The 22,010-nt window shown below is 63.5% G+C and carries 27 protein-coding genes and 1 other RNA gene; 19 read left to right on the top strand and 9 right to left on the bottom strand.

What is annotated here, in order from left to right:
- Positions 1 to 8: 8 nt before the first annotated feature.
- Positions 9 to 926: a LysR family transcriptional regulator gene (locus HLA98_RS16075; protein WP_049446306.1), complete on the bottom strand. Its 918-nt coding sequence runs from the start codon at positions 924 to 926 to the stop codon at positions 9 to 11.
- A gap of 97 nt (positions 927 to 1,023) precedes the next feature.
- On the opposite strand from HLA98_RS16075, the gene HLA98_RS16070 reads away from it, so the two are divergent.
- Complete coding sequence (locus tag HLA98_RS16070; RefSeq protein ID WP_057500810.1) at positions 1,024 to 2,268, top strand: SGNH/GDSL hydrolase family protein; 1,245 nt, start codon at positions 1,024 to 1,026, stop codon at positions 2,266 to 2,268.
- Between the two features lie 58 nt (positions 2,269 to 2,326).
- Here HLA98_RS16070 and fur read toward each other — a convergent pair whose 3' ends face one another.
- Entirely contained in the window at positions 2,327 to 2,734 is a 408-nt protein-coding gene (fur, locus tag HLA98_RS16065) for a ferric iron uptake transcriptional regulator (protein ID WP_005409235.1), read from the bottom strand.
- A gap of 103 nt (positions 2,735 to 2,837) precedes the next feature.
- Here fur and HLA98_RS16060 point away from each other — a divergent pair, with 103 nt between their 5' ends.
- Positions 2,838 to 3,230, top strand: a complete 393-nt coding sequence (locus HLA98_RS16060) for an outer membrane protein assembly factor BamE (protein WP_005409234.1) — start codon at positions 2,838 to 2,840, stop codon at positions 3,228 to 3,230.
- Positions 3,231 to 3,266: 36 nt separating this feature from the next.
- Here the strand turns inward: HLA98_RS16060 and HLA98_RS16055 are convergent, their stop codons facing one another.
- Both HLA98_RS16055 and HLA98_RS16050 read right to left on the bottom strand, forming a co-directional pair.
- Positions 3,267 to 3,524, bottom strand: a complete 258-nt coding sequence (locus HLA98_RS16055; RefSeq protein ID WP_057500809.1) for an RnfH family protein — start codon at positions 3,522 to 3,524, stop codon at positions 3,267 to 3,269.
- Positions 3,525 to 3,527: 3 nt separating this feature from the next.
- Positions 3,528 to 3,953: a type II toxin-antitoxin system RatA family toxin gene (locus tag HLA98_RS16050; RefSeq protein ID WP_010484449.1), complete on the bottom strand. Its 426-nt coding sequence runs from the start codon at positions 3,951 to 3,953 to the stop codon at positions 3,528 to 3,530.
- Positions 3,954 to 4,010: 57 nt separating this feature from the next.
- Between HLA98_RS16050 and smpB the strand changes: the two genes are divergently transcribed.
- Positions 4,011 to 4,514 (top strand): SsrA-binding protein SmpB, encoded by a 504-nt coding sequence (gene smpB, locus HLA98_RS16045; protein ID WP_049446298.1) that lies wholly within the window; start codon positions 4,011 to 4,013, stop codon positions 4,512 to 4,514.
- 125 nt (positions 4,515 to 4,639) lie between these two features.
- On the opposite strand, the gene HLA98_RS16040 is transcribed toward smpB, so the two are convergent.
- Positions 4,640 to 5,212 carry a hypothetical protein gene (locus HLA98_RS16040; protein ID WP_049446296.1) on the bottom strand — a complete coding sequence of 191 codons (573 nt, stop codon included), beginning with the start codon at positions 5,210 to 5,212 and terminating at the stop codon, positions 4,640 to 4,642.
- Positions 5,213 to 5,432: 220 nt separating this feature from the next.
- Between HLA98_RS16040 and ssrA the strand changes: the two genes are divergently transcribed.
- From ssrA to HLA98_RS16000, 10 genes are all read left to right on the top strand, one after another.
- Positions 5,433 to 5,825, top strand: a transfer-messenger RNA (tmRNA) gene (ssrA, locus tag HLA98_RS16035).
- 165 nt (positions 5,826 to 5,990) lie between these two features.
- The gene (locus tag HLA98_RS16030) at positions 5,991 to 6,158 is read left to right on the top strand and encodes an Arm DNA-binding domain-containing protein (RefSeq protein WP_197718341.1); all 168 of its coding nucleotides are present in this window, start codon (positions 5,991 to 5,993) and stop codon (positions 6,156 to 6,158) included.
- 555 nt (positions 6,159 to 6,713) lie between these two features.
- A complete protein-coding gene (locus HLA98_RS16025) occupies positions 6,714 to 6,917 on the top strand; it encodes a hypothetical protein (RefSeq protein ID WP_057500808.1) in 204 nt (67 codons plus the stop codon).
- Between the two features lie 55 nt (positions 6,918 to 6,972).
- Positions 6,973 to 7,635, top strand: a complete 663-nt coding sequence (locus HLA98_RS16020) for a CPBP family intramembrane glutamic endopeptidase (protein WP_232015544.1) — start codon at positions 6,973 to 6,975, stop codon at positions 7,633 to 7,635.
- A gap of 149 nt (positions 7,636 to 7,784) precedes the next feature.
- The gene (locus tag HLA98_RS16015; RefSeq protein ID WP_080392893.1) at positions 7,785 to 9,905 is read left to right on the top strand and encodes a peptidase domain-containing ABC transporter; all 2,121 of its coding nucleotides are present in this window, start codon (positions 7,785 to 7,787) and stop codon (positions 9,903 to 9,905) included.
- A complete protein-coding gene (locus HLA98_RS16010) occupies positions 9,902 to 11,146 on the top strand; it encodes an HlyD family secretion protein (protein WP_057500806.1) in 1,245 nt (414 codons plus the stop codon). Before HLA98_RS16015 ends, HLA98_RS16010 begins: the two co-directional genes overlap by 4 nt.
- Before the next feature lie 374 nt (positions 11,147 to 11,520).
- Positions 11,521 to 12,033 (top strand): S8 family peptidase, encoded by a 513-nt coding sequence (locus HLA98_RS21300; RefSeq protein WP_232015545.1) that lies wholly within the window; start codon positions 11,521 to 11,523, stop codon positions 12,031 to 12,033.
- A gap of 9 nt (positions 12,034 to 12,042) precedes the next feature.
- Positions 12,043 to 12,408 (top strand): S8 family serine peptidase, encoded by a 366-nt coding sequence (locus tag HLA98_RS21410; protein WP_232015546.1) that lies wholly within the window; start codon positions 12,043 to 12,045, stop codon positions 12,406 to 12,408.
- Positions 12,405 to 12,836: a S8 family serine peptidase gene (locus HLA98_RS21290; RefSeq protein ID WP_232015547.1), complete on the top strand. Its 432-nt coding sequence runs from the start codon at positions 12,405 to 12,407 to the stop codon at positions 12,834 to 12,836. Before HLA98_RS21410 ends, HLA98_RS21290 begins: the two co-directional genes overlap by 4 nt.
- Before the next feature lie 147 nt (positions 12,837 to 12,983).
- Positions 12,984 to 13,460 carry a hypothetical protein gene (locus HLA98_RS16000; protein WP_057499363.1) on the top strand — a complete coding sequence of 159 codons (477 nt, stop codon included), beginning with the start codon at positions 12,984 to 12,986 and terminating at the stop codon, positions 13,458 to 13,460.
- Between the two features lie 14 nt (positions 13,461 to 13,474).
- Here the strand turns inward: HLA98_RS16000 and HLA98_RS15995 are convergent, their stop codons facing one another.
- A complete protein-coding gene (locus HLA98_RS15995) occupies positions 13,475 to 13,936 on the bottom strand; it encodes a methyltransferase family protein (protein ID WP_057499362.1) in 462 nt (153 codons plus the stop codon).
- A gap of 153 nt (positions 13,937 to 14,089) precedes the next feature.
- On the opposite strand from HLA98_RS15995, the gene HLA98_RS15990 reads away from it, so the two are divergent.
- From HLA98_RS15990 to HLA98_RS15965, 6 genes are all read left to right on the top strand, one after another.
- Positions 14,090 to 16,108 carry an esterase/lipase family protein gene (locus tag HLA98_RS15990; protein WP_057499361.1) on the top strand — a complete coding sequence of 673 codons (2,019 nt, stop codon included), beginning with the start codon at positions 14,090 to 14,092 and terminating at the stop codon, positions 16,106 to 16,108.
- Positions 16,109 to 16,192: 84 nt separating this feature from the next.
- Positions 16,193 to 17,065 (top strand): glyoxalase III HchA, encoded by an 873-nt coding sequence (hchA, locus tag HLA98_RS15985; protein ID WP_057499360.1) that lies wholly within the window; start codon positions 16,193 to 16,195, stop codon positions 17,063 to 17,065.
- Positions 17,066 to 17,070: 5 nt separating this feature from the next.
- On the top strand, positions 17,071 to 17,775 hold the full coding sequence (locus HLA98_RS15980; protein WP_057499359.1) for a PA1136 family autoinducer-binding transcriptional regulator: 705 nt from the start codon (positions 17,071 to 17,073) through the stop codon (positions 17,773 to 17,775).
- Between the two features lie 87 nt (positions 17,776 to 17,862).
- On the top strand, positions 17,863 to 18,099 hold the full coding sequence (locus HLA98_RS15975) for a hypothetical protein (RefSeq protein ID WP_080392814.1): 237 nt from the start codon (positions 17,863 to 17,865) through the stop codon (positions 18,097 to 18,099).
- A 41-nt stretch (positions 18,100 to 18,140) separates the two neighbouring features.
- Positions 18,141 to 18,383 (top strand): hypothetical protein, encoded by a 243-nt coding sequence (locus HLA98_RS15970; RefSeq protein WP_057499358.1) that lies wholly within the window; start codon positions 18,141 to 18,143, stop codon positions 18,381 to 18,383.
- Positions 18,384 to 18,521: 138 nt separating this feature from the next.
- The gene (locus tag HLA98_RS15965; protein ID WP_057499357.1) at positions 18,522 to 19,376 is read left to right on the top strand and encodes an endonuclease/exonuclease/phosphatase family protein; all 855 of its coding nucleotides are present in this window, start codon (positions 18,522 to 18,524) and stop codon (positions 19,374 to 19,376) included.
- 16 nt (positions 19,377 to 19,392) lie between these two features.
- Here the strand turns inward: HLA98_RS15965 and HLA98_RS15960 are convergent, their stop codons facing one another.
- The 3 genes from HLA98_RS15960 to HLA98_RS15950 all read right to left on the bottom strand — a co-directional run bounded on the left by HLA98_RS15960 (position 19,393) and on the right by HLA98_RS15950 (position 21,976).
- The gene (locus HLA98_RS15960; protein ID WP_049446280.1) at positions 19,393 to 19,656 is read right to left on the bottom strand and encodes a hypothetical protein; all 264 of its coding nucleotides are present in this window, start codon (positions 19,654 to 19,656) and stop codon (positions 19,393 to 19,395) included.
- Between the two features lie 167 nt (positions 19,657 to 19,823).
- Complete coding sequence (locus HLA98_RS15955; protein WP_057499356.1) at positions 19,824 to 21,245, bottom strand: efflux transporter outer membrane subunit; 1,422 nt, start codon at positions 21,243 to 21,245, stop codon at positions 19,824 to 19,826.
- Positions 21,239 to 21,976 (bottom strand): SDR family oxidoreductase, encoded by a 738-nt coding sequence (locus HLA98_RS15950; RefSeq protein WP_049446276.1) that lies wholly within the window; start codon positions 21,974 to 21,976, stop codon positions 21,239 to 21,241. Before HLA98_RS15950 ends, HLA98_RS15955 begins: the two co-directional genes overlap by 7 nt.
- Positions 21,977 to 22,010: the final 34 nt, after the last annotated feature.

The following is a 22,010-nucleotide window of genomic DNA, read 5'->3' as shown; positions in this document are numbered from 1 at the left end:
GGCCGGCACTACCCCCGTGGCTGCGTCAGGTCGACGTTCTCCACCAGGAAATCAAGAAACGCGCGCACCCGCAGCGGCAGGTAACCGCCCTGCCCCAGGAACACCGCGTGCACCTCTTCCAGGTCACCTGGGTTGGCCTCTTCCAGCACCGGCAGCAAGCGCCCGGCGGCGATGTCCTGCTGCACCTGGAACGCTGCCAGGCGTGCCATGCCCAGCCCTCCCAACACCAGCTGCCGCAACGCATCGCCATTGCTGGCGCGGGCATTGCCACTGGGCAGCACCATCCGCTCGCGTCCGTCCTGCAGCAAGGGCCAGCCCTGCATCGCACGCGCATGGCCGATGTCCAGACGGTTGTGCGACAGCAGCTCCTCAACGTTGCGCGGCAGTCCGTGCCGCTGCGCGTAGGCCGGCGCGGCCACGATCATCATCCGCGTCGCGCCCAGCCGCCGTGCCACCAGGCTGGAGCTCTTCAGCGGACCGGCGCGCACCGCCACGTCGGTGCGCTGCTCAAGCAGGTCGATCACCTCGTCGTTGAGAGTCAGGTCGACCCCAACCTGGGGATTGCGCTCGAGGAACGCCGGCAGCAGCGGCAACAGAAAGTGCTGGCCGAATGGGACATTGGAATTGACCCGCAGGCGTCCGCGCGGCTCGGCATGAGCGCTGGCGCAGCGCTCGGCCTCCTCCAGATCGGCCAGTACGCGCAGGCCGCGCTCGTAGAAGGCACAGCCCTCCGGGGTCAGCTGCAGCTGGCGGGTGGAGCGCTGCAGCAGGCGCGTACCCAGCCGCTGCTCCAGGCGGGCCACAAGTTTGCTCACCGCCGACGGCGTCATGTCCAGCGTGCGGGCGGCGGCGGAGAAGCCGCCGGTCTCGATCACCCGCACGAACACTTCCAGTTCGCCGGATCGGTTGATGTCGGGTCGCGCCATGGCGATGAATCCAGTTCACAGATGATTGTCCATGCGCAGTCTAGTTCACAGATACGTGCGGAATCACCATGGCGCTCCCTTCACTCAGGACCGCCCGATGAACCGCTTGCGCCTGCTCACCGCCACCGCCCTGCTCACCTTGTCCGGGGCCGCCGGCGCCTCAACTGTCCCGCACTGGGTCGCCAGCTGGCAGGCCAGCCCGCAACCGGTCTGGGGTGGGGCGTTCCTGTTCCCGACCCTGGTCCCGGCCGCACTGCAGGACCAGACCTTCCGCCAGACGGCGCGCATCAGCCTGGGCGGGCCTCGGCTGCGGGTGCGACTGAGCAATGCCTACGGCACGCAGCCGCTGCGGATCGGAGCGGCGAGCGTGGCCGCCCGGACGGGGGACATCCCGCAGCCGCTCAGTTTCGACGGCCAGCCCGGGGTGCTGATCGGCCCAGGGCAGGAACGGCTGAGCGATCCGCTGGCGGTGGCCACCGAAGATCGCCAGGCGTTGCAGGTCAATGTCTTCGTACCGGGGCCGACGCCAGTGCAGACGTTTCATTGGGAGGGTCGGCAGACCAGTTGGATTGCGCCCGGCGACCAGAGCCTGGCCCAGGCTCTGAGCGGGGCCAGCAGCACCACTGCCCGGCTGTTCCTGGCCGGCATCGAGGTCGAGGCCGCCGCCAACACACGCAGCGTGGTGGTGCTCGGGGACTCGATCACCGACGGCGCCACCGCCAGCCTGGACCAGGACCAGCGCTGGACCGACCACCTGGCCGCGCGTCTGGCACGGCGGGGCGTTGCCGTGATCAACGCCGGTATTTCCGGGGGGCGGCTGCTGCGCAATGGCATGGGCGAATCCGCCCTGGCCCGCTTCCAGCGTGACGTGCTGGATCAGCCCGGCGTGGCCAGTGTGGTCGTGCTGATCGGTATCAACGACATCAGCTGGCCCGGCACCGCGTTCGCCCGGAGCCAGGCCCGGCCCACGCTGGCCGAACTTCAGGCGGGGTATCGCGTCCTGGCCGAGCAGGCCCGAGGCCGAGGTGTTCGGATCGTAGGCGCCACCCTGACACCGTTTGCCGGCGCCCTGCCCGGCACGCCGCTGGACGACTACTACCACCCGGACAAGGAGGTCCTGCGCCAGCAGCTCAATGCCTGGCTGCGCACGGACAGCCCGTTTGACGCGGTGATCGACCTGGACGCGGCGCTGCGCGACCCGGTCGCCCCCTCACGGATGGCCGCCGCCTACGACTCCGGCGATCACCTGCATCCGGGTGATGCGGGGAACCGGGCGATGGCCGAGGCGGTGGATCTGGAGGTGCTGATGGGTCCATCCACGCGTGGCGTGGATCTACCGTAAGCAACGAAAAACCCCGGGCAGGCCCGGGGTTTCGTCGCATCTGGCTGGCCGGAACGGCTTACTTGCGCTTCTTGCGCACGTACAGCACCAGCGAGTGCTCTTCCAGTTCGTAGCCGTGGTCGGCTGCGATCTTGCGCTGCAGCTCCTCGATCTCGTGGCTTTCGAACTCGATGATCTTGCCGCTGTCCACGTCGACCATGTGGTCGTGGTGGCCGCCGCGGTCCAGCTCGTAGACGGCCTGGCCGCCTTCGAAATTGTGCTTGAGCACGAGGCCGGCGGCCTCGAACTGGGTCAGCACCCGGTAGACCGTCGCCAGACCGATCTCGTCGCCATGCTCGAGCAGCTGGCGGTAGATGTCTTCGGCGGTCATGTGGTGCTGGGCATTGCGCTGCTCGAGCAGCGCCAGGATCCGCATCCGCGGATGGGTCACCTTCAGGCCGACTTTACGCAGGTCGTGGGTTTCCATAGGTCTCCGTTCATTGGCGATTTAGCGCCAGCTGCCTCGGATTGGGTCGCGGTGGCACGCCGGGAGTGTATCATCGGTTTGATTTCCCCAACCGCCAGTCCCGATGCGCAATCTCCTGTTGGTCGCCGCCGTCGCCCTGTCCACCACCGGGTGCGGCATCATCTACAAGCAACCCATCTATCAGGGCAACCTGATCCGGGAAGATGCCGTGGCCAAGCTGCAGGTCGGGCAGAGCAAGCAGCAGGTCACCGCGCTGCTGGGCACCCCGTCCATTCCCGACCCGTTCCACGCCCAGCGCTGGGACTACACCTCCAGCCAGCGCGTGAACCGCCTGGGCCGTACCGAGGTGAAGAACTTCGTGGTGTTCTTCGAGAACGACACCGTGACGCGCTGGGAAGGCGACTACTTCCCGGGCAACGACAAGGCCCTGGCCCAGCAGACCGTGCGCCAGTTCGGCCGCAACCTGCCGAAGGACAAGAAGAAGAAGGGCCGCTGAGGCCCCCTGCCCGTCCTCCGGGACGGGTCGTGGGAACTAACCGCCGAGCGCGCGTCGCCGGCGGTTGTCCTTGGGGTCGGCCTGCAACGGGCGTAGCAGCTCGATGCGGTCGCCATCCAGCAGTGCCTGCTGCGGGCGCGCCAGTACCCCATGCACGGCCACCGCCGGGCAGTTGGCACTGCCTTCCAGCGCGGCAGCGGCAATCGCCTCGGCCACGGTCGCGCCCTCGTCCAGCTGCAACCGGCGCGAAAGCACCCGCTGCGGCCAGACCAGCACCACCTCGACCTCGATCATCGCTCAGGCCTCGTCGGCAACGCGGATGAAGTCGTTGACCATGCGGTCGGCCAGGCTCTGGAAGCCCAACGCCAGGGCCGGACCGAGCAGGCGCGAACTGGGCTCGAAATCCAGGGTCAGGGTGACCTTGCAGGCATCTTCGGCCAGCGCATGGAACTCCCAGCGGCCGTGCAGCTGCTTGAACGGGCCATCGCGCAGCTGCATGTCGATGCTGTGCGGGCGCTGCAGGGTGTTTTCAGTCTGGAACCAGGTACTGAACGAGCCCAGGCCCAGGTCCAGACGCGCCACCAGGCGGTCCTCGCCCTGCTCCAGGATCTGGGCGGCCGAGCACCAGCGGAAGCGGCGCGGATAGGCCTGGACGTCATTGACCAGGTCGAACATGCGCGCGGCCGAATGTTCGACCAGGGCGCTGCGGCGGATAGTAGGCATGAATACAGGACGTTTCGGCAATCGACCGGGCAGGCCCGAATCGGAGACAATACGGAAATGAGCAAGAACAGCGGCAAGGATAAAGCAAAGAGCGCGACGGCCACCAAGACCATCGCGTTGAACAAGCGTGCCCGCCACGAGTACCACATCGAAGACCGCTTCGAAGCCGGCCTGGCCCTGCAGGGCTGGGAGGTGAAGTCGATCCGTGCGGGCCGCGGCAACATCGTCGACGCCTACGCCTACGTGAAGGATGGTGAGATCTTCCTGATCGGCGCGCAGATCACGCCGTTGATCCAGGCCTCGACCCATGTCGTAGCCAACGACCGGCGCGATCGCAAGCTGCTGCTGCACCGGAGCGAGATCGACAAGCTGGTTGGCAAGGTCGAGCGCGATGGCTACACGATCGTGCCCACCGCGATGTACTGGAGCAAGAACAAGATCAAGCTCGAAGTCGCTCTGGCCAAGGGCAAGCAGACCCACGACAAGCGCGATGCCGCCAAGGACCGCGACTGGGCGATCGAAAAGCAGCGTGTCATGCGTCGCGGCAACCGCGACGCGTAAGGCGGCTGCGCATCACCCTGTCGAGTCGAGCCATGCTCGGCTGCCTTGGTCTTCTGTAGAGCCGAGCCATGCTCGGCTTCGGTAAGAAAAGCAGTCGAGCATGGCTCGACTCTACAAAAGGCGGGTCAACCCGCCAGCACGCCCTGCCCGCGCATGCGCGGTGCCAGGGCTGCGTGCATCACCGCCAGGTGCATCACCACGGCCAGTTCCGATGCACAACGGTCATCACCTGCCCGCCATTTCCGGGCCAGTTCGGCAGCATCCGCTGGCAACAGTGCCAGCAGCTGGGCATCGTCCAGCGCATCAGCCGCGCCCTGCAGCTGGCGGGCCATCTGCCGCGACTGCCACACGTGCACGCCAATACTGAGACTGGCCAGCGACATCAGCACCACGGCCAGCCCGTGCTCGAACCACTGCGACAGCACTTCCGGCCCCCACAGCAGGGCCGCGAGCACCGCCAGGCCCGGCAGGCGCCACCCCAGCCAATGGATGCGACCGCGCTGTGACCAATGCACCACCACCGCACTGGCGACCAATGCCGCGGCCGCCGTTGCCGGCAGTTCGGTCAGCCAAGTGGCCGCGAGCAAAACCGCCAGCACCGCCCAGACCCAGCCCGGCGGCAACGCGCGCCGCTGGTAATCGGCACCGACCGGCCCGATCAGTTGCCGCAGGCTGCGTTGTTGGCTTGCATCGGTCACCCACAGTCTCCGTGTCTGTCCTGGCCCGGATGGTCGTCGCCAGTGTGTCGCAAATCCGTGCCAATGACGTTAGCAATCCGCTATGACACTGGCTCTACAACATGTTGTGGATTGCCAAGGTGACTGTTCAGCTGATTTGGCGTAGCATTGCCAGCGTTGGGCAGGCACTGGCCGTGGCGACACGAAACAGGCCTTGTACCTTGCAGAACTTGAAGAAACCGGGGGTGCATTGGTTTCGACGGGGGTTGTGAAGTCGCCTGGCGCATGCCGAGGGGGTAGCTTTCCTCGTAAATCCAGCTGCAAAACTCTAGTTGCCAACGACGACAACTACGCTCCGGTCGCTCTCGCAGCCTAAAAACTGCGGTGCGTGACCTTCTGCCGACTTAGGCGGAGCCTCGAAACTGCTTGTGTCCATGCTCGCAGCGTAGAGTCATTATCATGGAATCGCGCTGGGCGGCTGCCTGTCAGTCCGGCACTAGAACACAACAGGCTGGTTCCCGGGTGCGCTTTGCACACCGTGCTGCTCGGGGATGAGATTCAACGGTGAGCTAAGCATGTAGTGCTGGGGATGGAGTGCCTTCGGACGGCGGTTCAATTCCGCCCACCTCCACCAACGAACGGTTCGTCAAGGACCGGAGAAGCCCGGAAACCCCCGCATCACAAAGGGTTTCCGGGCTTTTTTATTGTCCGCGTCAGACCGGGGCGATCCGTTTCAATCCGTGAGACGGCAGGGGACATCAAGAGGTATCCGACCGCACCCAATGAAGCGATACCCCCAATGCATCTGACCGACGCAGTAATCAGGCGCGCCAAGCCCAGCGACAAGCCGCAGAAGATCACCGACGGTGGCGGCCTGTACCTGCACCTCACCCCGATCGGCGCACGCAACTGGCGCTGGAAGTACCGCATCGCCGGCAAGAAGAAGCTGCTGTCGATTGGCCTGTAGCCGGTCCAACTTCTCAATCGGTTGCCCGCCTCCAGCTGGTCAATCCCTACGACCATTGCACCAGCTTCGGCCGCTCTCACGCCCCCCCCCACCTTCATGCCCGGCGGGACGTCTGCACTCGCTAGCTGGGTAGGCACAGTACCCGAACACGCCGTTGTACCCCATGGCATAGCTCAGCTCGAAAGTGACGTCTTTGGCCCAGACCGGCCGAACCATGTCGCTGAAACTCATGATCTCCGACATCAATTCTGACCCAAGCCGCTCCTACTGATTAGGTTGCAGAATAATTAGGTGTCGCCTTCGACCACGTTCACCCTGCCGCCCAAACGAGGATTCAGCACTAAAGTCGCTGCATCTCGAAATCGACCGAGCATCGCAGAATTGGAGCTCGCCCCATGATCTGAAGCCATCGCTGCGGAGATTTCATATCATTTTCGGCTAACTGCACATCTCTCCGGAGGTGCTGCGAGAAGCGAAATCTCACAACACGGTTGACAGGTCCAGAGGTGGCTCGCAAGGATGGCCTCCCCAACAACGGAGACACAAGGATTCGATATGCGTGATCTAAATGAACTTGAAATTGCAGAGATTTCGGGTGGTTCGGGTAGCATCCAATTCCAGATTGGCCAGAGCGACGGCACTCACGTGCGTGGAAACTTCGCGCAAGTCGGAGAAATGGCGTACCGCTATGGCCGAATCGCACCATTCAGTGGAATCGGCGCTGCAGGCCTGATCTGGAAGCACATCATGATGGAGTGATGCAGCAACCCAAGCCCCGACCTGAGTCGGGGCCTGGACCATGGGAGCAACATTGGTGATCAACAAGATTGCGCTCAGGAAGCCTCGCGCCATCGCAGAGAACAAAATATTGGTAGCGGCAATCGCAATAGTAGGCACTGGTGCAGCGCAAGGAATTCTGAACTCATTCGACGTCTTCGGATCAAAAGCGGTGACCGAGATTCTCGCATTTCTTGCTTGCGCTTGGTTATTTCCCAATGAACCGCGTAGAAAATGGTCACTCGGCCTGGCGACCGGCCTGATAGCTACTGGATTATCACTTGGAGCAATCTGGGTGATTTTCATTGGCTTCCCCGGAAGACACGAAACGAACTTCCCAACCTTAACGGAAATACCCATAAAATTCTACGCACTGGGCCTGGTGACAAGCTGTATCGTAGCTCCACTATTTGAGGAAAAAGTTGTAAGACACCTCCTTCTCGATGGAGCGTCCCACTACTTTGGGAAGCTGGCTGCCACCATTGGGGTAAGTGCGCTATTTGCTGTAGTTCACGTCGACGCGGTAGTGTCGGCCTTTCTCCTCTCTGCATTCCTCTGCATTGGCACGCAACTATTCAATTTCAACTCAACACAACGATCGGTGATTCACGGTCTCGTCAATTTCTCCATCCTGCACTGGGTGATTTTCTATCCGACATTTCGTGATTTTCTTGGTTCCACACCTTATTCACCACTTTGAAAATAGCAATTGATCGGCACATAAAAATGGCACGGGAGCTCATCGTCCGTCGCCCGTACTTGCATAGCGAACTTGCCAATTGAGTTCGCACAGCGATTTCTTGCATTCTTTACTTATCCCAAGATCTCACCTTTTTGAGGGACTAGCTCATTGACGTTGTAATTCAGTCCGAGGCAGCGGAATGTGGCCTTGCATGCTTAACCATGGTCGCATCACATCATGGCAACAACATTGGACTTCGAGAACTCCGTCGCCGCCATTGCCTTTCACTTAAAGGTGCCACCCTTGCTCACATTATGGAAGCTGGGGGAGCGCTCGGCTTTCGCTGCCGCCCCGTGCGCTTGGAAATGGAGCACCTGGACCAACTGCAGTTGCCCTGCATCGCTCACTGGGATCTAAACCATTTTGTTGTAATCAGCAAGGTTAATCGCAACGGCGTCACCGTTTTGGATCCCGCTTACGGAAAGCGTAAGCTCTCCTTGAAGGTGATCTCACGCCACTTCACCGGGATTGCTCTGGAGTTGCATCCGACTGCCGAGTTCCAGGTGACCCCTCGCCCGCCAGCGGTCTCGCTCGCACAGCTGACAGGAAAGGTAGAGGGGCTTTGGCGAGCTTTTGGGCTACTGTTTCTCTTGTCCGTTGCACTTCAGGTATTCGTCCTGACAGCACCATTCTTCATGCAGTGGACCGTAGATCAAGCGCTCGTCGCCTATGACAGAGACTTGCTGAGCGTGCTGGGCGCGGGGTTCGCTCTGGCACTTCTGCTGCAGGTATGTATTGGGCAGATTCGAGGCAGGGCGGTCATCTATCTATCAAATCGACTCGACCTGCAATGGACTGGCAACGTCTTCCGCCACCTCCAACATCTGCCCTTGGACTATTTCGAGAAGCGCCATCTGGGTGATGTCACGTCACGGATGGGAAGCATCCAAGCCATTCAGAGGACACTGACAACCAGCTTCGTAGAGGCACTCATCGATGGCCTCATGGCAGTTGTGACACTGGGAATGATGCTGCTGTACAGCTGGAAGCTAGCGCTGGTCACGCTGCTCGCGATTGGTCTGTATGCAATTGCACGTGCCTGTGCATTCCTCCCCCTGCGGCGATGCACAGAGAAACAGCTGATCGCCGGGGCACGACAGGAAAGCCATCTTCTTGAGTCGATTCGGGGCGTGCAGTCGGTAAAGGTCGCTGGCCGCGAATCAGTTCGCCAAGCGGGCTACTTCAACCTCATGAACGAGACTGTCAATCAAGAAGTTTGGCTCTCGAGGTTTGGGCTGAGCTTCAATGGTGTCAATCAATTGCTGTTTGGCCTAGAACGCATTGTAGTGATCTGGCTCGGGGCACTATTGGCCATGGACAACGTGTTCTCCGTCGGCATGCTAATTGCGTACCTCGCCTATAAGGACCAGTTCTCGCAGCGCGTCGCAGCGTTGATCGACAAGTCGGTGGAGTTCCGCATGCTTCGCCTTCACAGCGAGCGACTCTCCGACATTGTTCTCACTGAGCCGGAGCACGACACTTCCAACGGAAACGCGCTGTTGCCAGACGGACTCCGCATTGAAGTCGAGGGACTTGGCTTCCGCTACGCCGCTGGGGAGCCATGGGTGTTGAAAAACTGCAGCTTTGTGGTGGATGCCGGTGAGTCGGTCGCAATCATCGGCCCTTCGGGTTGCGGGAAGACTACGCTGGTCAAGATACTCCTTGGGCTCCTACAGCCGACGGAGGGTCAGGTCCGCATTGGCGGCGTGCCCCTATCAAAGATCAGCATAAGGGGCTACCGCCGCATGATCGGAGCGGTGATGCAGGATGACCAGCTTTTCGCGGGAAGTGTCAGCGACAATATTGCCTTCGAAGATGATCATCATGATGAAGCAAAAGTGCTTGAGGCGGCGCAGTTGGCTGCCGTGCATGACGACATCGCGGCCATGCCCATGGGCTACAACAGTCTGATCGGCGACATGGGAACGACTCTCTCTGGAGGCCAGAAGCAAAGGGTGATCCTCGCTCGCGCCCTGTATCGCAAACCTAAATTGCTCTTCCTGGACGAGGCAACCAGCCACCTTGATGTGGAGCGCGAAAGACTGGTTAATGAGGCCATAAAACGGCTTGAACTGACTCGGGTGATCATCGCCCATCGGCCGGAAACCACCGCCAGCGCCGACCGCGTGCTGATCATGCAGGCGGGAGCGGTGGCGCACGTACTGACCCAGAACACATCCATCCCCCTCGCGCCGGAACGAGGTGATGCAGCAGGGCTGACTGCATGAGCGGCCTCTTCCGCAAGGAGGCGATTGATGCCCAGCGACGAAGCTGGCTGGGCGGGATATCCTTCGTACAGCCAGTCCGTTTCTGGCTTCTAGCGCTATTCGCAGCGATAGCTGCCATAGGCATCGTCAGCTTCTTCTGGATCGGCGAGTACTCGCGCAGATCGCGGGTTCCTGGTGAGCTTGTGCCCGACCTCGGGCTTTCCACGGTCGTCGCTCCATCCGCTGGAGTGGTCGCAAGACTTGATGTCGAAGAAGGTGATCATGTGCAACGCCAAGATGGGCTGCTAACGATCAACGTGCCTCGAGTAACGTCCTCGGGCCAGGACGCCGTATCAACATTGCTCGACGCACAACGCTCCCGCATAGCCAGTGTAGGTGCGATGAGTGAATTTCAGGATAGACAGCTGGCAGCTCAACAGGATGGCGCCAAGACCCAGCGATCTGCGATGTTGCGTGAGCTTTCGCAGATCGACGCGGAGATCCATACCCGCGGCGAGCAGGTGAGAATCGGGCGCGAGACCCTCGCCCGCTATCGGAGCGTCGAGGATGAGCGCTACGTGAGCCTGATTCAGATCAACCAGCAAGAGCAATCGATGCTTGAGGCGGTCAATGCGCAACAAGCCCTTCAACGCCAGGCAACCTCGATTCGGCGGAACTTGGCCGAGCTGGAGCAGCGGCTTGCAGAGATTCCCCATCAAAGGCTATCCGCCAAGGCAGTGTCTGAGCGTGACCTTGCTGCGTTGAATCAGGAGTTCGTCCGGATAGAGGCCGACGGAGAGCTGCTCCTTCGAGCCCCGGTAACTGGGCTGGTGGCAAATCGACTCGTTGAGGCCGGCCAGGCGGTGCAGCCCGGCCAACCCATTCTCAGCCTGCTTCCCAAGGGGTCCGAGCTTCGAGCACAGCTGCTGGTGCCCAGTTCAGCTATAGGTTTCGTTAAATCAGGCGACCGGGTTCTGCTGCGCTACCACGCCTATCCCCATCAGAAATTTGGAGCCCACGAAGGAACGGTCATCCGCATCTCTCGCAGCGCCTTGACGGGGAACCAGAAGGAAGGAGACACGAAGCAGTCTCTATATCGAGTCCTGGTCTCTCTGGATCAGCAGGGGGTGATGGCATACGGGAAGACGGAGCCGCTTCGCCCTGGCATGCAGCTCGAGGCAGATATCATTGGGGAGCGTCGCAAGCTTTATGAATGGCTGCTGGAACCGCTCTATTCCGTGTCCGGAAGACTGAAGGGCTAATACGCGACGGCCCGATTGGACCCGCGTCAACAGACGACTAGTCACGAACCGTGGAAGCCCGGAAATGCCACCAACGTGGGTTTACTGGCTTTTTTATTGGCTGCTCTATGCCGCTGCGAAGTGCATTCCGCCGGCGCAACCGCGATCCTACGCCGTCAAGCAATGTCGGCAACGCGCATCTTCTCTCGCTTTCGACATCACTGAATCACTTCAGAATTTTCTCACTCTCTCTCTTTGTGGGAGATCTATCCGCGAAGCCGTTGGTCCTTGGTCGCCATCAGGATGAAGACCACGGGATACCTGCACCCTTCACATCAAGCCGCGCCCGAGGAGCACAGTCTGTTCAACACATCTTTCACAAAGCAACTGCATCCATGCGTACGTCGCTTTGGACCTCCCTTGCCAGCGCCACCACCCTGGTCCTGGCCAGCGCCCCCGCCCCCGCCTACGCCCACCCCACCGAACGGGCATGGACGCGAGGCATTGCCAGCAACGAGCAGTACAGCAGTTTCATCGTCAAATACGGGGACGGCAGCAGCAAACGCGCCTCCGCCACCACCGCGCAGGATGCACTGAACAAGGGCCTCGGCATCCAGCAACGCAGCAAGCGCTCGATCAGCGCTGCGCCGGCCGAAGCAGTGACCCACCAGCGCCGGATGGGCGGCAGTGCCGACGTCGTTATTGCGGACAAGGCACTGGACCTCCCGGAAGCGCAGATCCTGATGCAGCGCATCGCCGACGATCCGGATGTCGAGTATGTGCAGCCGAACTATATGATGAGCGCATTCGCCACACCGAACGACCCGCGCTTCGGCGAGCAGTGGCACTACAGCAATCCAACCAGTGGTGCGCGCCTGCCGGCTGCGTGGGACCGCACCACCGGCTAGAGCGTGGTGGTGGCCGGGGTCGATTCGGGGTATCTCAACAACAACGACCTGCAGGCGAACCTGTTGCCGGGTTACGACATGATCTCGCCAGCCGCTTGCGCAGTGATTGGCAGTGCATCATCGGCGAGCTCAATCCTAGCTGTGGTGGCTCCGTCGATGACGACGGACGCGACGCAGATCCTTTTTGATGCCTCGGGCATCGCACACGGCATGCACGTCGCTGGAACGGTCGCTGCGGTCACCAACAACCAGATCGGCGTGGCCGGCTTGGCCTACAACGCCAAAGTCGTGCCGGTGCGCGTACTCGGCAACCAGGGCAATGGGTTCCGCCGACATCATCGACGGCATGCTCTCCGGCGAACTGCAAGGGCGTGAGCGCGGTGGGTGCCAACGATCAGGGCGGGCGTCGTGCGTTCTACTCCAACTATGGCGCAGGCATCCACATCACCGCGCCTGGCGGCGAGACCTGGTCGTGCCGCGCCCCAGTGGGCGAGTTCCTGCCACTGGCCACGCCGCCGAACCAGACCAACTGCGCACCGACCCGGCAGCACCCGGCACAGGGCATTCTGTCCACCGTGGGCAACATCGCCTTCGACTTCATCTCCGGCACGTCGATGGCGGCGCCCCATGTCGCGGGCATCGTTGCACTGATGCAGGCCGTGGCACCGGTCCCCAAGACCACCGATCAGGTCAAGGAGATCCTGCGTCGAACCGCGCGCCCGATCGCAGCAGCAAACTGCCCGGGAGGTTGCGGGCCAGGCATCGTGGACGCGGCAGAAGCCGTGAAGGCAGCCAGCAATTGATGGCGTGGCGCAGCGGCCCAGCGGGGTCGCTGCGGCGTTCAAGCACGCATTCGCTTCGTACACGTTCGTGACACCTGCTTCGGCTCATAATCGTCGCGTGCGCGCCCCACCGGGTGCCCCGCTCCGTCACGAACAGAAGGATCTGCAATGAACTCCCAAGCCGGCATATTGGTCCTGGCATTGGCCACGCTCTCCGCGGGCGCCACAGCCCATGCCGCCATCGCCCCTACCGGCACCGCGACGCTGGAAGCCCTGCTGGCCTGCAAGGCAGGTTCAAACTTCAGCGAAGCCGAGGCCATCGATGCACTGCAGGCCGCGGGCCTGGCCAGGAAACCGGGTGGCACCTTCGAGCCGGAGGACAAGCCGGTCGCGCTGTTCGGCGGTATCGTCACCAGTGCCGATGTGAACGTGGCCGAGGGCGAGAAGAGCCTCTTCGTCTACTTGAATGGCGTCGACTCCAAGCGTCTGGCCAAGGCGTGGTCAGTGACCACGGTCAACGAACACGCCAACACGGAGGAGCCTTCATACGTGAAGGCCATCGACAAGCGCCACACCCTGCACGTCATCGCAGGTGACGACTATGAGGGCTATTCCGCTGCGGTGAAGTGCCAGATCACGCCGTAGTGGCCTGATCCGCGCTACAGCCAGCGTCGTACTCGCTGACGGAAGGCGGCGTATGCCTCGGGAAAGCGGGCCGACAGCGCCCGCTCTTCCGGCACGATCTGCAGCCGCGTGATGTACAGCACGAACAGCGGGACAGCCAGCAATGCGACCGGGCTCTGCAGGTACAGCATGACGCCTGCCAGCACCGTGGCCTGGCCCAGATACATCGGATTGCGCGTGTAACGGTACACACCATGCGTGACCAGCGCGCTCGCCATTGCCGGGCGCAGCGGGTTCACCGTGGTACGCACGCGACGGAAAGCCAGCTTCGGCAGCAGGTTCAACGTTAAGCCGATGGCCACCACCCCACCGGCCAGCAGTGCCGGCATCGGCAGCGGAACCACCGGTCCCGCTGCCAGGCGGCTCGCCAGGTAGCCGATGGCACCACACAGCAGCATCACCAGCGGCGGTGGAACGCGGGTCTCAAGCCAGCGCATCGCAGTCCCTGCATTCGCCCATTCACCCCAGTGTCACACGTGAATACCTGAATCGCTTGCATGGCAGGGGTTTCATGGCACAAACCGACCGCCCGGTATCTTCCGCTTTGACATGCCGACCGCTAGAGTGGCGCCACCGCGCAGGAGGATCGTATGGCTACCACGGGCTTGGGCTTCATCGGCCGCACGACCCTCATCATCACCGTGCTGCTCGCCCTGGGTGGTTGTGCCACGTTGCGCCAGTTCGGGCCGTCGGTACAGGTCGCCTCGGTCACGCCCGGCCAGTACATCGCGCTCAAGCGCGGTGACATCCTCACCACCGGGAAGCTCAGCTCGGCGACGACGGAAACGCTGCGCGTGGCCGGGCTCGATGAAGGCGTCTGTGCCAAGCCGGGCCTGCCCTGCATCGAGGCGATGGAAGCCAGCATCGTGGTGCGCGAGGAAGACAAGCGGTCGAGCCTGGCCGAGTTGTGGCTGCAGTATGCGATGACCCTGCCGGCGCCCAAGCGCGAGTACTCCACGTCAGGCCGCGCCAAGAGCGCGATCACCGAACTGGACGCCGACTTCCAGCCGCGCCTGGACGCGTGGATGCAGGTCGCGCGGCAGGCTTACGCCTATCTGTTCTTCACCGAGCGAACGGCCAACCAGCGGGGTTTCGAGGACCGCCAGACCCAGGTGCGCGACTACTACAACCTGGCCGTGCAGGAAGCCTCGGTGCAGTTGTACAACGCCTATGCCACCGGGCGCGTGCATGCTGAAGCCAGCCATTTCCAGCTCGGCCGCTGGACCTTCGTGCTGGCGCCTTCAGGTGAGGCATCGCCGCTGGACAAGCGTACGCCCACCGAGCTGGTACCGGCGGCCTCGCTGTCGTTCACCGGCACCCTGCGCAGCGTGCATCGCCGCGATGGCTTCGGTGCCGAACTGGTGGCCGTGATGGACGATCCAACCGCCACCCCGGCCACCACGACGCCGGCCACAACACCCGCCACGAAGACCACGCCGGTCCCGCAGAGCTGGAGCGAAATGCCTTCGCCGTCGATGACCGTGCTGCTGCGCTTCTCCGGAAAGAACCTGTGGGAAGTGCTGCACGACGACGAGCCGGAACTGGAAATCCACGATCCCTACCAGGTCACGGAAGTGACCCTGCACGGACAGGAAGTGCCGCTGGCCGCGAACTTCACCGCTGGCTATGCGCTGTGGCTGGCCCGCTCCAACTTCAGTCACCAGTCGCTGCGATCGCTGTTCGGCGGCAAGGGCGGCATCGAAACGCCGCATCTGTACATGATGCAGCCCTACGACCCGAACCGCCGCGTACTGCTGATGATCCATGGCCTGGCCAGCAGCCCGGAAGCCTGGGTCAACGTCGCCAACGAGCTGATGCGTGACGACGAGATCCGCCGGGATTTCCAGATCTGGCAGTTCTACTACCCGACCAACATGCCCATCGCGATGAGCCACGATGCGATGCGTCATACGCTGGCCGAGGTGTTCAAGCACTTCGACCCCAGCGGCAAGGCGCAGGCCTCGCATGACATGGTGCTGGTGGGGCACAGCATGGGCGGCGTGATCGCACGACTGATGATCTCCTCTTCCGGCGATCGCCTGGTGGACACCCTGCTGGCGACTGCGCAGATGACGCCGGCACAGCGCGAACTGCTGCGTACGAAAGGCGCACCGGTACTGACCTTCCTGCCAGAACCGGAAGTATCGCGCGTGGTGTTCATTGCCACCCCCCACCGCGGTACCGACGTGGCAGGCACCCGCCTGGGCCGATGGATCGGACGCCTGGTGCGGTTGCCCCTGACTGTATTGGAAGACGTCGCCACCATCGCCAACGACGGCCAGATCGATCGCAGTGACGGCAAGCACGGCTATCAGATGAACAGCATCCAGAACCTGGACAAGGACGATCCTTTCGTCCGCGCCGTGGCCGACCTGCCGATGTCGCCGAAGGTCCGCTACCACTCGATCATCGCGCGCGCCAAGGCCGACGGCCCGCTGGAGAAGAGTGACGACGGGCTGGTGCCCTACTGGAGTTCGCACCTGCCGCGGGCGGAGTCGGAGAAGGTGATCGTATCCGGGCACAGCGTGCAGGAAGCCACGCCGGCCATCGTCGAGCTGCGCCGGATCCTGCATGAGGACATGCAGGAGCACGGGCACCAGACCCAATAGCCGTGGGCAGCTGAGGGAAATCCCTCATCGCGCCTGCGCACCCGCCCTCCTATGCTGGCCCGACATTCCCCGCAGGAGGTCCGCATGAACGCGCAAGAGCCCAGCCGCCAGCCCAGTCCCGATCCAGCCGAGCGCGACGCCTTCTTCCCGTCACCGTACTCGCTGTCACAGTTCACCTCGGCCAAGAGCAACCTTGCCGGTGCGGACTACCCGGACGCACGTCGTGATGGCCGCTGGAAGGTGCTGATGATCGCCGCCGACGAGCGTTACCTGCCCACCTCCAACGGCCACCTGTTCTCCACCGGCAATCATCCGGTGGAAACCCTGCTGCCGATGTACCACCTGGACAAGGCCGGTTTCCACATCGATGTAGCCACGCTGTCCGGCAACGCCGCCAAGTTCGAGTGGTGGGCGTTCCCGCGTGAGGACCAGGAGATCGGCGGACTGTACGACCGCTACGAAGCCCGCTTCCGCCAGCCACTGCCGTTGGATGAGGTGGTGGCAGGCCTCGATGCCGCGTCGAACTATGCAGCCGTGTTCATTCCCGGCGGCCATGGTGCCCTTATCGGACTGCCGCAGAGTCGCGCGGTAAAGGCGGTCCTGCACTGGGCGATGGCCCACGAGCGCCACATCGTCACCCTCTGCCACGGCCCGGCCGCGTTGCTGGCCGCAGGCGTCGACGAGACCGATGGTGGTTCGCTGTTCCGCGGCTACCGCATCTGCGCCTTCCCCGATGCGATGGACCGGCAGACGCCGGAGATCGGCTACATGCCCGGGCAGCTGCCGTGGTTCTTCGGTGAGCGCCTGGCACAGCAGGGCGTGCAGATCGTCAACGACGGCATCGATGGCAGCGTGCTGCAGGACCGCCTGCTGCTGACCGGCGACAGCCCGCTGGCCGGCAATGCGCTGGGCAAGCTGGCCGCACGCACGCTGCTCGACGCCCTCGCCGGGCGCTGACCCGGATGAGCGAATTGGTGCAGGCGTTGCTGGAGCTGGAACGCGCCCGCTCACTGAGTGCGGTCGGCGCGGTACTGCGCAGCATCTCTGCACCGCTCGGCTACGACCGCGTGCTGGTGTTCGCCACCGGCACGGGATTGGAGCGCGGTACCCAGCGCGTGTACTGGATCGAGGGCGACTGGTTCGGCGACGGCAGCAGTACCGACCTCGCGCGCTACCTGCACGCCTGTCCGGTCAATCGCCACGTACTGGACAGTGACGCGCCATTCTTCTGGAGCAAGCGCCAGGGGGTTCGCGGCGAACGCTATCAGGTGGTGAAGCAGCCACGTGGTGAAGGCCTGCACGGTCTGCAGGTGCCGGTGTTCGGCACCACCGGCCTGGAAGGCGCGATCAGTTTTGCCGGGACAGCGATCGATGCATCGGCCAGCGCGCGACTGCTGCTGGATGCTGCTGCAACTGCAGCATTCCGTGCCGCACGCCGGCTTGCCGAATCGCCTGCCGAGCTTTCGGGAAGCGCACTCAGCAACCGCGAGCGCGAAGTGCTGCGCTGGGTCGCCGCCGGGCGCCGGCAAGCTGAGATCGCGGCCACGCTTGGGCTTTCCACGCGCACGGTGGAGAACCACCTGCGCCACGCGCGCCAACGGCTGGGTGTGGCGACCACCGCGCAGGCAGTGCGTGCTGCCAGCCGTCGCGGCGAGATCGAAGACTGATCACGGCGAGGCACTTCCGGTGGTCTGGGTCGCGTGTTACACACGCCATGCGCATGTGCGCGATTGCAGAAAGCAAGGATGATGCTGATGAAACTGCAACTGGCCTCGATGGCTGCATTGATGTTTGCATTGGGTAGCGTGGTACCGGCAACCAGCCACGCGGCCGGATCCCCCGGATCGACGACCGATTGCGTGCCCGTAAGACTTGGGCCCAACCTCGTGCATCAGCGCTGCACCGTAACCCGTACTCTGGCAGATGGCACCGTTTTCACGTCGGTGTACTGGATAGACGAGAACGGTCAGTGGTACCTCCCGGCAGACTGATCTGCATTGGACACCGACTACGACTACAAGGAGTGTGATCAATGACGCTGCACAATCGAATCACCGCTTTTTCCTTCGCTGCAGCGGTGACACTTGCCGCGCTGCTGCCTTCAGCACCGGCAAATGCCGCCGAAGAGGTCGGCCTGCAGGAAGAGTGCGTGCCCTTCCGTGCCGGCTTTGGCATCCATCAGCGCTGCACGCTGTACGTGCTCTATGACGACGGCACCCGCGTGGCCAGCGACCACTACAACCGCGACGAGAACGGGATGATGTACGACCCCTGATCGCGCCCGCGCGATCCGCCGGGCGGCGCCTTCACCGCCCGTCCGGCATCTCCCAGCCGCCCATCCCGGCATACCCCTGTCCTCGCCTTCCATGGCATGCTTCGTGAAACCGTTTTCATGGAATGGAGGGATTCCACGATGTTGTCGCGTTTCCGTCGCCCTGCGCTGTGTGCGCTGTTGGCGCTTGCCCTGCCTGCCGTCGCCTGGGCGGCTACACCGGCGCCACTGAAAGTAATGTCGTTCAACGTCCGCACCCCGGCTGATACCGAACCGGGCAAGCGCTGGCCCGATCGTCGCGACGCGATGGTCAAGGTCATCCTCGATGCGCACCCGGCGGTGATCGGCACGCAGGAACTGGTGAATGAACAGGCTGACTACCTGTCCGGACACTTGCCCGGCTACCGCTGGTTCGGCGAGGGCCGCCGCGGTGGCAGCGGCGATGAGCACATGGGCGTGTTCTACGACAGCAAGGTGCTGGCCATCGAGGAATCCGGCAACTTCTGGCTTTCGGATACGCCGGACGTGCCCGGCAGCATCACCTGGGGCAACCTGTACCCACGCATGGTCACCTGGGCCCTGTTCCGGCGCCTGGACGACGGCCGCCGCTTCTACTTCATGAATACCCACCTGCCCTACCGTGACGAGGACGAGCCGCGTCGGGTGAAGGGTGCCGGACTGATCGGAAAGCGACTGGCGACGCTGCCGGCTGACCTGCCGGTGGTGTTGACCGGCGACTTCAACAGCGAACCCGGAGGAGACACCTACAAGGCGTTCACCCGCGTGCTGCAGGACACGCGCACCCAGGTAAAGGCGCCACAGGGCCCGCGCCTCACCTTCCATGACTTCACCGGCAAGGCCACCGTGCAGCTGGACTGGGTGCTGGTGCGCGGCTTCCATGCCCGCAGCTTCGTCACCGATGACCGCCGCATCGACGGTGTGCTGCCGTCGGATCATTTCCCGCTGGTGGTCGAGCTCGACTGGCCCACGCCGTGATCCTGCGCGGCAGCCGCTACGGTGGCGGCTGCCGTGACAACAACCGGTACAGTGCCTGGTGCTGATTGCGTGCCTGGCAGATGCGGGCACCTACGGCAAGGAACACGGCGATGCCGATCAGGCCCAGCCCCAGCAACGGATCCGGCAGGCGCACGAAGCCGATCGCCGCAGCCATCGTCGCCAGTACCAGCAGCACCACAACGGCCACCGACAGCCCGGCATCGGGTGGCCCCGGATCACCGAACAACATGCGCTGGGTATCCCGTTTGTCATCGGTCATCGTCTGTCCTCCCAATAGCCTGCCCCACTAGTTACACGGCGGATACGGCTTCCGGCAGAGTCAGAAACGTCATGACTGTGACCACGTGCACGGCTCGTGCCGCACCCGCCCATCTTTGGCCATGAAAGAAGAAAGGGACGGAAGCCATCGCTTCCGTCCCCTTCGGGTTACTGCACCTGCGCCACGCTCGGTGGCTGAGGCGACTGTCCCCAGCCGCCCAGCGCCTTGTACACACCGACCACGCTGACGTTGACTTCGGATTCGGCTGCGGCCAACGCGTCATCCGCAGCCAGTTGCGTGCGCTGTGCATCCAGCAGCGTGAGGAAATCTTCCGAGCCCTCGCGGTAGCGGATCTGTGCCAGCGATTCGGCACGACGTGCCGCCTGCGCCTGCTCGACCACGATCGCCAATCGCGCCTGCTGCTTGGAATAGCGGGTCAGCGCGTTCTCGGTATCTTCCAGGGCCAGCAGCACGGCCTGCTCATACTGTGCTGCCACGCCTTCGGCTTCCGCCTTGCTGGCGCGCAGGCGTGCACGCACGGTACCGAAGTCAAATGCCGCCCAGCTCAGCGACGGGGTCAGCGACCAGGCCTTGTTGTTGCCATTGACCAGGCCACTGGCATCGCCGCCGAGGAAGCCGACGAAGCCGGACAGCGACAACCGCGGGAACAGATCCGCCGTAGCCACGCCGACGCGGGCGGTCGCGGCCGCCAGGCGACGCTCCGCCACGCGCACGTCGGCGCGTTGGCGCAGCAGCTCGCGGGTATCGCCCAGCGGCAGTGCCTTGGCGAATGCCGGCACTTCGTGCGGCGCAAGCATGGCGGTCAGCGTCTCCGGCCGCTGGCCCAGCAGAACCGCCAGACGATTGCGCGACTGCGTTTCGGCCACTTCCAGCAGCGGGATATCGGCCTCGATCGCCTTCAGCCGCGCACGACTGCTCTGCACGTCCAGCTCACTGCCGGCGCCCAGCTCCCAGCGCGCCTCGGTCAGCTTCTGCGTCTCGCGCAGATTGACGAGGGTGTGCTGGGCCACGGCGATGCGCTTCTGCGTGCCGCGCAGCTCGAAGTAGTTGCGCGCCACTTCGGCAGCGATCAGTACCTGCGCGTCGGCCAGGTTGGCCTGCTCGGCGTCGAGGTCGGCGCGCGCGGCTTCTGCAGCACGGCGCTTGCGGCCGAACAGATCCAGCTCCCAGCCGGCATCGAAGCCGAGCTGGTAGCTTTCACTGAACACCCGCTGCCCACCCAGCTGCGGATCGGGTTGCTTGCGGCGGTCGTAGCTGCCGCCTGCGGTGATGTGCGGCGCCTGGTCGAAGCGGCTTTCGACGAACACCGCGCGGGCCTGGCTGACGCGGGCCACGGCCACGCGCAGGTCCAGATTGTCCGACAGTGCGCCGTGAACCAGTTCTTCCAGCACCGGATCATCGAACTGCGCCCACCAGCTGGCCACCGGCGAAGTAGTGCTGAAGACCGGCTGCTGCGCGCTCTGGAGGACCACCGGTTCCTGCACCGGGGCCTTGTAGTTCGGGCCGACGCTGACACAGCCCGCCAGCACCAGGCTGGAGACGGCCATCGCCAACGTGCGGATCACCATGGCAGCACCTCGCCCAGGTAGGTGAAGCTGCCGCTGGCACCGGATTCGCCGATCAGCGCCATCTGCACGCTGGAGCGCGCGCCTTCGGCGATTTCGATTTCGCCGTTGCCGCCGTTCATGTCGGTCTTCACGTAACCCGGATGCACGGTATTGACCTTGATCGGGGTGTTGCGCAGCTCGTAGGCCAGGCTCAGGGTCCAGCTGTTCACCGCGGCCTTGGAGGCGTTGTACGCCGGAATCTTGAAGTCGTAGATGCCCGATGCGGGATCCGCGTGCAGGGTCTGTGAGCCGAGCATGCTGGACACATTGACGATGCGGCCGGACTTGGCCTGCTTGACCAGCGGCAGGAAAGCCTGGGTGACCGCCACCAGCGCGTACACGTTGGTGTCGAAGGTGCGCTTCCAGGTATCCAGCGACTGTTCCGACGGCGCCTGCGCCGGGTTCTCGATCATGATGCCGGCGTTGTTGACCAGGATGTCGAGGCGGCCGTGACGCTGGCGTACCTGCTCGACCGCTTCGGCGATGCTGGCCGCGTCGGTCACGTCCAGCTGGATGGCTTCCACCGGCAGGCCCTCGGCCTGCAGCTTCAGCGCCTGCTCGACGGCGGTCTCGCGTTTGCGGCCGGCCAGCAGCGTGTGCACGCCGGCCTGGGCCAGCTGGCGCACGGTCTCGGCGCCGATGCCGCGGGTGGCGCCGGTGACCAGCGCGATCTTGTTCTGATGGGTATTCATGGATGCATGCCTTGTGAGGGGGAAGCCGCCGCCG

Origin of the sequence: Stenotrophomonas africana, from assembly GCF_013004645.1 — a bacterium.
In the GTDB taxonomy this organism is placed as follows: domain Bacteria; phylum Pseudomonadota; class Gammaproteobacteria; order Xanthomonadales; family Xanthomonadaceae; genus Stenotrophomonas; species Stenotrophomonas africana.
The sequence above is the reverse complement of the archived record's forward strand: the minus strand, read 5'-3'. Positions and strand labels throughout refer to the sequence as shown.

Bases quoted from the DNA above. Each gene is read 5' to 3' on its own strand.
- HLA98_RS15980 (WP_057499359.1), top strand. From the start codon at position 17,071: ATGAGCGAATTGGTGCAGGCGTTGCTGGAGCTGGAACGCGCCCGCTCA.
- HLA98_RS16070 (WP_057500810.1), top strand. From the start codon at position 1,024: ATGAACCGCTTGCGCCTGCTCACCGCCACCGCCCTGCTCACCTTGTCC.
- HLA98_RS16010 (WP_057500806.1), top strand. From the start codon at position 9,902: ATGAGCGGCCTCTTCCGCAAGGAGGCGATTGATGCCCAGCGACGAAGC.
- HLA98_RS15955 (WP_057499356.1), bottom strand. From the start codon at position 21,245: ATGGTGATCCGCACGTTGGCGATGGCCGTCTCCAGCCTGGTGCTGGCG.
- smpB (WP_049446298.1), top strand. From the start codon at position 4,011: ATGAGCAAGAACAGCGGCAAGGATAAAGCAAAGAGCGCGACGGCCACC.
- HLA98_RS16050 (WP_010484449.1), bottom strand. From the start codon at position 3,953: ATGCCTACTATCCGCCGCAGCGCCCTGGTCGAACATTCGGCCGCGCGC.
- HLA98_RS16075 (WP_049446306.1), bottom strand. From the start codon at position 926: ATGGCGCGACCCGACATCAACCGATCCGGCGAACTGGAAGTGTTCGTG.
- hchA (WP_057499360.1), top strand. From the start codon at position 16,193: ATGAACGCGCAAGAGCCCAGCCGCCAGCCCAGTCCCGATCCAGCCGAG.
- HLA98_RS16025 (WP_057500808.1), top strand. From the start codon at position 6,714: ATGCGTGATCTAAATGAACTTGAAATTGCAGAGATTTCGGGTGGTTCG.
- HLA98_RS16000 (WP_057499363.1), top strand. From the start codon at position 12,984: ATGAACTCCCAAGCCGGCATATTGGTCCTGGCATTGGCCACGCTCTCC.
- HLA98_RS15990 (WP_057499361.1), top strand. From the start codon at position 14,090: ATGGCTACCACGGGCTTGGGCTTCATCGGCCGCACGACCCTCATCATC.
- HLA98_RS16030 (WP_197718341.1), top strand. From the start codon at position 5,991: ATGCATCTGACCGACGCAGTAATCAGGCGCGCCAAGCCCAGCGACAAG.
- HLA98_RS21300 (WP_232015545.1), top strand. From the start codon at position 11,521: ATGCGTACGTCGCTTTGGACCTCCCTTGCCAGCGCCACCACCCTGGTC.
- HLA98_RS15960 (WP_049446280.1), bottom strand. From the start codon at position 19,656: ATGACCGATGACAAACGGGATACCCAGCGCATGTTGTTCGGTGATCCG.
- HLA98_RS15975 (WP_080392814.1), top strand. From the start codon at position 17,863: ATGAAACTGCAACTGGCCTCGATGGCTGCATTGATGTTTGCATTGGGT.
- HLA98_RS16060 (WP_005409234.1), top strand. From the start codon at position 2,838: ATGCGCAATCTCCTGTTGGTCGCCGCCGTCGCCCTGTCCACCACCGGG.
- HLA98_RS15970 (WP_057499358.1), top strand. From the start codon at position 18,141: ATGACGCTGCACAATCGAATCACCGCTTTTTCCTTCGCTGCAGCGGTG.
- fur (WP_005409235.1), bottom strand. From the start codon at position 2,734: ATGGAAACCCACGACCTGCGTAAAGTCGGCCTGAAGGTGACCCATCCG.
- HLA98_RS15995 (WP_057499362.1), bottom strand. From the start codon at position 13,936: ATGCGCTGGCTTGAGACCCGCGTTCCACCGCCGCTGGTGATGCTGCTG.
- HLA98_RS15950 (WP_049446276.1), bottom strand. From the start codon at position 21,976: ATGAATACCCATCAGAACAAGATCGCGCTGGTCACCGGCGCCACCCGC.
- HLA98_RS15965 (WP_057499357.1), top strand. From the start codon at position 18,522: ATGTTGTCGCGTTTCCGTCGCCCTGCGCTGTGTGCGCTGTTGGCGCTT.
- HLA98_RS16055 (WP_057500809.1), bottom strand. From the start codon at position 3,524: ATGATCGAGGTCGAGGTGGTGCTGGTCTGGCCGCAGCGGGTGCTTTCG.